The following is a 9752-nucleotide window of genomic DNA, read 5'->3' on the forward strand; positions in this document are numbered from 1 at the left end:
CTTCCCGACCATCATCGGCGCGAAAGTGGCGGCTCCCCACCGTCCGGCCGTGTCGTATGCGGGCGATGGCGCCTGGGGCATGAGCCTGATGGAAACGATGACCTGCGTGCGCCACAACATTCCCGTCACGGCCGTCGTGTTCCACAACCGCCAGTGGGGCGCGGAAAAGAAAAACCAAGTGGATTTCTACAACCGCCGCTTCGTTGCCGGTGAACTCGACAACCAGAGTTTCGCCGAGATCGCGCGCGCCATGGGTGCCGAAGGCATCACGGTCGACAAGCTGGAAGACGTGGGCCCGGCCTTGAAGAAGGCGATCGACATGCAGATGAATGAAGGCAAGACGACCATCATCGAAATCATGTGCACGCGCGAGCTGGGCGACCCGTTCCGCCGCGATGCGCTGAGCAAACCTGTGCGGCATCTGGATAAATATAAAGATTACGTTTGATTGCTTGAGCCAGCGGCAAAAAGCTGGGGTCAGACCCGGCGGGTCTGACCCCGGAATTTAGCCTCGATCCGGCGTAATCCGACACCACCCTGACCGATCCTTGTATGACCCCGGCAATCGCGCCGGGTTTTTATGTGCCGGAGCCATGCCTCATGCTTCCATGGTTCCGGCATTTTTTTACCGAATTGGAGTTCCCATGAAAGCCCTGCACCGCATCATCGCCCAGGCCCGCGCCGTGCCGAAACATATCGTCTTGTGCGAGGGCGACGACATGCGAGTTTTGCAGGCGGCCGCGCGCGCCGCGGCCGAAGGCCTGGCCCACATCACCATCGTCGGCAATCCGGCCGCCATCCTGGCGTTGGCGCTGGAACACGCGCTGGATCTGGACGCCGTGCGCCTGGTCGACCCGGCGCAGTCCAGCGAGTCGGAACACTACGCCCAGCAATTGTTCGTACTGCGCCAGGCCAAGGGCATGACGGTGGAGCAGGCGAGGATCGCCGTGCAAGAACCGCTGTGCTACGCCAACCTGATGGTGCGCCTGGGCGACGCGGACGGCTGCGTGGCGGGAGCCGTGCACACGACGGCCGACGTGGTGCGCAGCGCCATCCAGATCATCGGCGTCGATCCCGCTTTCAAGCTCGTGTCGAGCTTTTTCCTGATGATGCTGTGCGAACCGTTCCACAGCCTCAAGGGCGGTTTCATCTTTTCCGACTGCGCCCTCGTTGTTGATCCGAAAGCCGAGGAATTGGCCGACATCGCCATGGCGGCCGCCGACAGCGCCCAAGCCTTGCTGATGGAAGAACCGCGCGTGGCCATGCTGTCGTTTTCCACCAGCGGCAGCGCCCACCACGCGGCCGTCGACAAGGTGCATGCGGCAACAGACCGGGTCAAGGCCCAGCGTCCGCTGCTGGCCATCGATGGCGACGTGCAGCTGGACGCGGCCATCGTGGCCGAGATTTCCCAGCGCAAGGTCAAGGATTCCGTCGTCAACGGCCGCGCGAACGTGCTGGTGTTCCCGAACCTTGACGCGGGCAATATCGGCTACAAGCTGGCCGAGCGCATGGGCGGCGCCGTCGCCATCGGCCCCTTGCTGCAAGGCTTGAAGAAGCCGGCCAACGATTTGTCGCGCGGCTGCAGCGCGATTGACGTGTATAACGTGATTGCGGTCACGTCCGTGCAGGCCCAGGGTGGGCGCTGAGTTGTTCAGCTGGCCCGTGCTGGCGCTGCTGGGCGTGGTGGCGGCAGGCACGTATTTCCAGACCGTCACGGGCTTTGGCCTGGGCATGATCGTCATGGGCGTGGCCAGCGGCCTGGGCCTGGCGCCCGTGCCGGCGCTGGCGGCCCTCGTCAGTTTATTGTCGCTGGCCAATTGCCTCGTGGCCTTGCCGGGCGCCTTGCACCACCTGGACTGGCGTGCCATCCGCGCGGCCAGCATCGGCTTGCTGCCGGCCATGGCGGCCGGCGTATTGCTGCTCGGCTACCTGGACCAGGCGTATGCGCCGCTGCTGCACCTGCTGCTGGGCGCGGCCATCGTGTATGGCGGCGTCAGCATCTTGCTGCAAGCGCCACCTGGCCCCGGCGCGGCCGACAAGCGCAGTTTTTTCATCAGCGGCGTGTGCGGCGGCCTGTTCTCGGGCCTGTTTTCGCTGGCCGGACCACCGCTCGTGTACCAGTTCTACCGCCAGGAAATGAGCTTGAAAACCATCCGCTACAGCCTGATCTTTTTATTCGCCATCAGCGCGGGTGGACGTTCGCTGATGGCGGGCAGCCAGGGCCAGCTCGACGCGAAAGTGCTGCTGCTGTGCGCGCTGGCCTTGCCCGTGGGCGTGCTGGCCACGATGGCCGGCAAGCACTACCCGCCGCCGATCGCCCAGCGCGGCATGCGCCGCATCGCGTTTGCCGTGCTGACCTTGATCGGCATTTCCCTGATGGCGGCGGCCGTGCCGCAACTGCTCGGCTAGTCTCCAAACGTGCGGCGCTTGCAAAATAGTCAAACAGCCGTTATATTCGCGGTTCTTTCTAGAACCTCTTCCTTATTGGAGCCAAAAGTGCCTCGCTTCTTCGCCATCACCTGCTAACGCTGACGAAATGCTCTTTGCAGCATCGTTCGGCGCGTTGACGCCCTCGATTGCTGCGGCACTGCTCTTGCTCTTCCCGCACACGTATCCGAGACCCTGGTCTTGACCGTCCACGCCCGAACACGTCGTCAGCACCCCTGACCCTGTATGGACACGCCCCGGTGAACGCGGCGTGGGACGCTATGTTTTTACAATCTTTACCCTTATTCAAATACCCGCGCACGCCGCACCTGGAAGGCTCGCGCCTGCAGGATGGCGACGACGGTTCCGACCAGATGCCCCTGAAAAAGCTGGCCGGCCAGTATGTCGTCATCGAGGAAAAAATCGATGGCGCCAACTCCGCCGTGTCGTTCAGCGATGCGGGCGAGGTGCTGCTGCAGTCGCGTGGCCATTACCTGGCGGGCGGCGGCAGCGAACGCCAGTTCAACCTGTTTAAACCGTGGGCGCATGCGCACGAACACGCCTTGCTGCACCTGCTGGAAGACCAGTATGTGCTGTTTGGCGAATGGTCGTACAGCAAGCATTCAGTGTTTTACGACCGGCTGCCCCATTACTTCAACGAGTTCGACGTGTATTGCCGCCGCAGCCAGATGTTTTTGTCGACGGCGCGCCGCCACGCCATGCTGGCCCGCTCTCCCGTGCTGTCCGTTCCCGTGCTGTATGCGGGATTGATGCCAGCCACGCCGAAGCAGCTGTGGCAGCTGCTGCGCCATTCGCTGGCCAAGTCCAGTCTGTGGCGCGATGCTTTTGAACACGCGGTGGCGCGCGAGCGCCTGCCGCTGGACCTGTGCTGGAAGCAGACGGACAAGTCCGACCACGCGGAAGGCCTATATCTGAAGGTGGAGGATGACGAGCAGGTGCTGGCCCGCTATAAGCTGGTGCGCCATGACTTCACGCAAACCATCCTCGACAGCGGTTCCCACCACAGCACGCGGCCCTTGATCCCGAACCAGCTGGCTGACGGCGTTGACCTGTATGCGCCGCAGCCGCTCGTCACGTGGGAAAGCCTGGGCTTGCATACCTGCCGTTCGCTCGACGAACTGGCAGTTTTATCGAGGAGTACAAAATGATGCACTGGAAAACCCTGCAGCAACTGGTGCCGCCAGCGGGCCAGTCGCCCGATTTCAACGCCTGCCTGGCCGCCTTCCCGCAGCTGGAACTGGCGAAGACGACGCCGCAAAACCCCGTCTATCACGCGGAAGGCGATGTGTGGACGCATACGATGATGGTGGTGGAGTCCTTGCTGGCCATGCCCGACTACCAGCAAGCCACGCGCGCGGAACAGGAAATCGTGTTTCTCGCCGCCTTGCTGCACGACGTGGCCAAGTGCAGCACCACGGTGATCGACCCGGTGACGGGCGCCATCGGCCAGCCCGGCCACTCGCGCAAGGGCGCGCTCGATGCGCGCATCGCCTTGTGGGATTGCGACGTGCCGTTTGCCGTGCGCGAGGAAATCTGCCGCCTGATCAATGTGCACCAGGTGCCGTTCTTTGCGCTGGAAACGTCGCGGCGCGGCGTCACGCCCGAGTTCACCGTGCGCGAACTGTCGTGGCAAGTCGATATCCGCTTGCTGGCCATGCTGGCCGAGGCCGATATCCGCGGGCGTATCTGTCCCGATCCGCAGCGCATTTTGGATGCCATCGAGCTGTTCCGCGAACTGGCGCGCGAGGAAGGATGCTATGGCCAGCGGCGCGCATTCGTTGACGATCACACGCGCGTCAAATATTTCCGCGGCGCCGAGGCGCATCCCGATTATTCCCTGTTCCAGGAAGCGGGCTCGCGCGTGATCGTGATGTCGGGCTTGCCCGCGTCGGGCAAGAATACGTGGGTGGACAAGCACCATCCGCGCCTGCCCGTCGTGTCGTTTGACGATGCGCGAACGGCCCTGGGCTTGAAGCACGGCAAGAACGAGGGGCAGGTGGGCGACTATGCGGAAGAGCGGGCGCGCGAACTGTTGCGCAAGGGCGAACCGTTCGTGTGGAACGCCACGCACTTGTCCAAGCTGATGCGCGAAAAGACGCTCAACCTGCTCTACAAATACCATGCGCAGGTGGAGCTCGTGTACCTGGAGCAGCCGCGCAAGGAGCTACTGCGGCGCAACGGCCAGCGCGACACGTCACTCAGCAACAAGAAGCTGCAAGCGATGCTGTGGAACTGGGAAATCCCGCTACCGATGGAGGCGCACACGGTGCGCTACGAAGTGAGCTGAAGGCTTAACGTTTGCGCCCACCGAGCAACTGCGCGATCTCGCTGAACAGCTCATTGTTCAGCGAGGCGGGCAGGGTGGTGGCCAGGCTGCGGCTGTAGTAGGCGCCCAGGTCCAGGCCCAGGCCCAGCCCGCAAATCTCGATGGCGCCCTGCGCTTCGCGGCGCGCCACCACTTGCTTCAGATGTTGCGCGAGGTAAAACTCGTCGTTGGCGAGATTCGTGGCCGTATCCATCGGGCAACCGTCGGACACGACGAGCAGGATGCGCCGCCGTTCCGGGCGCGCCAGCATGCGCGTACACGCCCAGTCCACGGCTTCGCCATCGACGCCTTCGCGGTACAAGTCCGCCTTCAGCAGGGCGGCGATATCGGGCCGCGCGCGGCGCCAGCGCGTGTCGCCATCCTTGAAGACCATGTGCACGAGTTCATTCAAGCGGCCTGGATTCGCCGGCGAGCGGGCGCGCATCCAGTCGCGCTTGGCTCTTCCCCCGTTCCACGCACCCGTCGTAAAGCCCAGCAACTCCGTGGCAACGCCGGCCTGGTCCAGTGCGCGCAGCACAATGTCGAGCAGCACGGCCACGGATTCCGCATGCGTCTTCATGGAGCCGGAGCAATCGACGAGAAAGGTGACGAGGCAATCAGCTTGCGGCAGGAATTGTTCCTTGCAAAACAGCCTGCGCTCGGATGGCGAGCAGATCAGTTGCGCCAGGCGGCGGCCATCGATATATCCTTCTTCTTCGCCAAACGACCAGCCGTCGCGCTCGGGCACGGCCAGCAATTGCGTGAACCGCCGGGCCAGGCGGGCCGTGTTGATACCCAGGCTGGCGATGCGGGCATCCATGCGTTCGCGGTATTCGAGCAGCAGGGCGCGGCGCACGAGTTCGCCCGCTCTTTCCTCGCGGTCGTACGCCGTGGAATAGGCGCGGTAGCCGCCATCGCCATCGCTGAAGGCGCGGCTCTCGCCCAACGGGGCGGCATCGGGCAGGTTGTCGTTATCGCTGTCGAAATCGAGCAGCAGCTTGAACGCGGCCTGCGCCTTGGCGTCGCCCGCATCGTCCTCGCCGCCATCGCGCGCGGCCTGAGCGTCTTTCAGCATGGCGTCGACAGCGTGGCTGATGGCCAGCGCATGGCGCGCAAAGGCGGCCTGGTCGGTGCGGTGGCGGCGCAATCCTGCCAGGTCGCCGCTCAATTGCGACGACACCGACCAGCGTGTCGCTTCAATAAAATCTTCCGTCTTTTCCAGTACGGGCCTGGCCGTCAGACGCGACCAGCACATCTGGAATACCGTGTACAGCAGCAAGCCCGAAGCGCCCTCGGCCAGGCCGGAATCGTAGAACGCGTGCGACCAGGCCGTGAAACGGTGGCGCAGGTTGCCGATCACGCCAGCGTGCTGCTCGGGCGCCAGGGTTTCCACCCTTAACTGTTCCAGCAATTCAAACACGAGCCGCGCCACGGGTTCGAGCGGGCAGAAGGACTTGTGCAGGGCCGCATCCGTATGCAGCAGGCGCAGGGCCACGCTGTCGGCCGCGCCGCGCAAGGATGGCAAATCCTGCAGCGCCGCATCGGACTGCAGATGGGCCGCGTGGATGGGCAGGGGACGGTGGCCGTCGTGCAGGCGCCGGCCCCGGTAGCGTATCGAGGGAGCAGCGCTGAGGGCGCGGATGGCGCCCGCGCACAGCTCATCCGTTTCCTGCTGCTCGCGCGTGTAGGCGGCAGGCGCCGTCGTTTCGGCACTCATGCCTGGCTCGCCAGCAATTCCTCATTGAAGCAGCGCTGGTAATACTCGGCCACCATGGGCCGCTCGGCCTCGTCGCATTTGTTGAGGAAGGACAGGCGGAAGGCCAGCGCCGGGTCGCGGAAGATCTGGCAGTTTTCCGCCCAGGTAATGACGGTCCTTGGCGACATCAGACAAGCCAGGTCGCCCGCCGCATAGCCGTGGCGCGTGAGGCTGGCCACGGCCACCATGGCGGCGGCCAGCTGGCGGCCTGCCTCGTCGTTCATGGCGGGGACACGCGCCAGCACGATCTGCGTCTCTTCCGCCTGCGGCAGATAGTTCAAGGTGGCAACGATGTTCCAGCGGTCGATTTGCGCGTGATTGAGCACTTGCGTGCCGTGGTACATGCCGTTCAAGTTGCCCAGGCCAACCGTGTTCGAGGTGGCGAACAGACGGAAGTGAGGATGGGGCGTGATAACCCGGTTCTGGTCGAGCAGGGTGAACTTGCCGTCGCGCTCGAGGATGCGCTGGATGACGAACATCACGTCGGGGCGGCCCGCGTCGTACTCGTCGAAGATCAGGGCCACGGGCCGTTGCAGGGACCAGGGCACGATGCCTTCCTGGAATTCCGTGACTTGCTGCTGTTCACGCAGCACGATGGCGTCCTTGCCGACCAGATCCAGGCGGCTGATGTGGCCATCGAGGTTGACCCGCACGCAAGGCCAGTTCAGGCGCGCCGCCACCTGCTCGATATGCGTGGACTTGCCCGTGCCGTGCAAGCCCTGCACCATCACGCGGCGGTTGTGGGTGAAGCCGGCGAGGATTGCCAGGGTCACATCCTTGTTGAAGCGGTAGGCGGGATCGATGTCGGGCACGTGCGGGTCGCGTTCCGTGAAGACGGGCACGAGCAGGTCGCTGTCGATATCGAACAGGCTGCGCACGGACTGCAAGGTTTGCGCCGCTGCGGCGGGGGGATGTTGGCGTGAATCTGGCACCTTGTTCTCCTGTGAAACCGCAGCATGGGCGCTACGGCGGTTATGAATGACCGGTTTGCAATGCGTCGTCGTCCCCGCCCGTCGTCGGCATGGTTTCCGATTCGATGGCGGCCAGGGCTTGCGCGGCGCGTTGCAGTGCTGGCAAGAAATGTAAAGCCTTGTCGTGCGTCAAACGGATGATGGGCGCCTGGATGGCCACGGCCAAGTTCGAGCGGCCGTTCGGGTTCGGCACCAGCACAGCCACGCACAGCAGGCCGGGCAGGAATTCCTCGTCGTCCAGCGCATAGCCGTTGCGGCGCACCAGTTCCAGTTCGCGCTCGAGCTTGACGGGGTCCGTTTCCGTCTTGTCCGTAAAGCGCGTCAATTCCATATGGCCCAGCAGGCGGCGCCGTTGCACGGGCGTCATTTGCGCCAGGAACAGCTTGCCGCTCGACGAGCAGTGGGCCGGCACGCGCGAACCGGGATGCAGGTAGAAGCGCAGCGGGGCCGCCGTTTCCACGCGGTCCAGGTACACCACTTCGCTGCCACTGAAGGCCGTCAGGTTGCAGCTTTCGCCCACTTCCTCGACCAGCTGGCGCAAGACCATGCGGCGGGCGCCATGGAACGTGTTGTTAATTAGCAGGTTCGACGCCAGGCGGCGCAGGCGCACGCCCGTGCTGTAGTGGCGGCCATCGCTTTCGCGCTGCAGCACGCCCACGCTTTCCAGCTGTTGCAGCATGCGGTGCAGAGTGGGCTTGGGCAAGCCCGTTTCTTCCACCAGCGCTTGCAGCGACAGCAACTGGTCTTTTTCGGCAATCACTTCCAGCAAAGCAAACAAACGCATCGTGGGCGTGTCGCCTTCCAGTTTTTCCGGCTCAAGTTTTGGGGATGAAATCATGTCCATGGTGGCCTCGGTTGTCTGTCTGAGTGTTATTTCATTTTCGAACTCAAATTGTACCGTTTCCTCGAAATTCTGTTTGACTTTTGATTGCCGAACGCTTAAATTGAATTGTATATCAAATTCCGGAACAAAATATACCGTTTTTTGATAAATAAGTTGCTCACTACACTGCAGTTCATTACAACAGACCAGGAGACACCCATGAATGACATGACCGACCAAAAAGCCGCCGCAGCCGCGATACCTGTTGGCCCGCAAAAGATGACGCCTTCCGAAGCGTTCGTGGAAACCCTGGCCGCCAATGGCGTGACCGACATGTTCGGCATCATGGGCTCGGCCTTCATGGACCCGATGGACATTTTTGCCCCCGCCGGCATCCGCTTGATTCCCGTCGTGCACGAGCAGGGCGCCGGCCACATGGCCGACGGTTACGCCCGCGTCTCGGGCCGCCATGGCGTGGTCATCGGCCAGAACGGCCCCGGCATCAGCAATTGCGTGACAGCCATCGCCGCCGCCTACTGGGCGCACACGCCGGTCGTGATCATCACGCCGGAAACGGGCACCATGAGCATGGGCCTGGGCGGCTTCCAGGAAGCGAACCAGCTGCCGATGTTTGAGGAATTCACGAAATACCAGGGTCACGTGACCAATCCGGCCCGCATGGCGGAATTTACGGGCCGCTGCTTTGACCGCGCCATGTCGGAAATGGGCCCGACGCAACTGAACATCCCGCGCGACTATTTTTATGGCGAAATCAAGGCCGAGATTCCAAAACCGAACCGCCTGGACCGTGGTGCCGGCGGCGAACAAAGCCTCAACGATGCGGCCGAACTGCTGGCGAAAGCCAAGTTCCCCGTGATTATCTCGGGCGGCGGCGTCGTCATGGGCGAAGCGATCGAAGAGTGCAAGGCCCTGGCCGAGCGCCTCGGCGCCCCCGTCGTCAACAGCTACCTGCACAACGACTCCTTCCCCGCCAGCCACCCGCTGTGGTGCGGTCCGCTCGGTTATCAAGGTTCGAAAGCGGCCATGAAACTGATCGCCAAGGCCGACGTCGTCGTCGCTTTGGGTTCGCGCCTGGGCCCGTTCGGCACCTTGCCGCAGCACGGCATGGATTACTGGCCAAAGAACGCCAAGATCATCCAGATCGACGCGGACAACAAGATGCTGGGCCTGGTCAAGAAAATCTCCGTCGGCATCTGCGGCGACGCCAAGGCGGCCGCAAAAGCCATCCTGGCACGCCTCGATGGCAAGTCCCTCGACTGCGACGCGACGCGCGACGAGCGCTATGCCACCGTGCAGGCGGAAAAATCGGCCTGGGAAGAAGAGCTGACGAACTGGACGCATGAAAAAGATGCGTACAGCCTGGACATGATCGAAGAGCAAAAGAAAGAGCCGGGCAATTACCTGCACCCGCGCCAGGTCTTGCGCGAG

Annotated in this window: 9 protein-coding genes; 6 read left to right on the forward strand and 3 right to left on the reverse strand. The window is 63.2% G+C overall.

Annotated features, from left to right (window positions below):
• The 5 genes from V3C40_RS28105 to V3C40_RS28125 all read left to right on the forward strand — a co-directional run.
• The coding region (locus V3C40_RS28105) for a thiamine pyrophosphate-dependent enzyme (RefSeq protein WP_331777619.1) at positions 1-448 on the forward strand (448 nt) is incomplete at its 5' end.
• 196 nt (positions 449-644) lie between these two features.
• Positions 645-1646: a phosphate acetyltransferase gene (pta, locus tag V3C40_RS28110; RefSeq protein ID WP_331779143.1), complete on the forward strand. Its 1002-nt coding sequence runs from the start codon at positions 645-647 to the stop codon at positions 1644-1646.
• 1 nt (position 1647) lies between these two features.
• The gene (locus V3C40_RS28115; protein ID WP_331779144.1) at positions 1648-2409 is read left to right on the forward strand and encodes a sulfite exporter TauE/SafE family protein; all 762 of its coding nucleotides are present in this window, start codon (positions 1648-1650) and stop codon (positions 2407-2409) included.
• 299 nt (positions 2410-2708) lie between these two features.
• Positions 2709-3596, forward strand: a complete 888-nt coding sequence (locus V3C40_RS28120) for an RNA ligase family protein (RefSeq protein ID WP_331779145.1) — start codon at positions 2709-2711, stop codon at positions 3594-3596.
• On the forward strand, positions 3593-4735 hold the full coding sequence (locus tag V3C40_RS28125) for an AAA family ATPase (RefSeq protein ID WP_442907323.1): 1143 nt from the start codon (positions 3593-3595) through the stop codon (positions 4733-4735). The genes V3C40_RS28120 and V3C40_RS28125 overlap by 4 nt, the downstream gene beginning before the upstream one ends.
• Positions 4736-4739: 4 nt before the next feature.
• Here the strand turns inward: V3C40_RS28125 and V3C40_RS28130 are convergent, their stop codons facing one another.
• The 3 genes from V3C40_RS28130 to V3C40_RS28140 are packed head-to-tail and all read right to left on the reverse strand — an operon-like array spanning position 4740 to position 8318.
• Positions 4740-6470, reverse strand: a complete 1731-nt coding sequence (locus V3C40_RS28130; protein WP_331779146.1) for a cobaltochelatase CobT-related protein — start codon at positions 6468-6470, stop codon at positions 4740-4742.
• Positions 6467-7441, reverse strand: coding sequence for an AAA family ATPase (locus V3C40_RS28135; RefSeq protein WP_331779147.1), 975 nt, complete (start codon positions 7439-7441; stop codon positions 6467-6469). The genes V3C40_RS28130 and V3C40_RS28135 overlap by 4 nt, the downstream gene beginning before the upstream one ends.
• Before the next feature lie 40 nt (positions 7442-7481).
• Positions 7482-8318: an IclR family transcriptional regulator gene (locus tag V3C40_RS28140; protein WP_374106902.1), complete on the reverse strand. Its 837-nt coding sequence runs from the start codon at positions 8316-8318 to the stop codon at positions 7482-7484.
• 213 nt (positions 8319-8531) lie between these two features.
• Here V3C40_RS28140 and xsc point away from each other — a divergent pair.
• Positions 8532-9752 (forward strand): sulfoacetaldehyde acetyltransferase (xsc, locus tag V3C40_RS28145; RefSeq protein ID WP_442907324.1); only part of this gene is annotated, 1221 nt, incomplete at its 3' end.

Source organism: Janthinobacterium sp. LS2A (assembly GCF_036543145.1).
Classification (GTDB): domain Bacteria; phylum Pseudomonadota; class Gammaproteobacteria; order Burkholderiales; family Burkholderiaceae_D; genus Janthinobacterium; species Janthinobacterium aestuarii.

Bases quoted from the DNA above. Each gene is read 5' to 3' on its own strand.
- pta (WP_331779143.1), top strand. From the start codon at position 645: ATGAAAGCCCTGCACCGCATCATCGCCCAGGCCCGCGCCGTGCCGAAA.
- V3C40_RS28120 (WP_331779145.1), top strand. From the start codon at position 2,709: ATGTTTTTACAATCTTTACCCTTATTCAAATACCCGCGCACGCCGCAC.
- V3C40_RS28125 (WP_442907323.1), top strand. From the start codon at position 3,593: ATGATGCACTGGAAAACCCTGCAGCAACTGGTGCCGCCAGCGGGCCAG.
- V3C40_RS28130 (WP_331779146.1), bottom strand. From the start codon at position 6,470: ATGAGTGCCGAAACGACGGCGCCTGCCGCCTACACGCGCGAGCAGCAG.
- V3C40_RS28140 (WP_374106902.1), bottom strand. From the start codon at position 8,318: ATGATTTCATCCCCAAAACTTGAGCCGGAAAAACTGGAAGGCGACACG.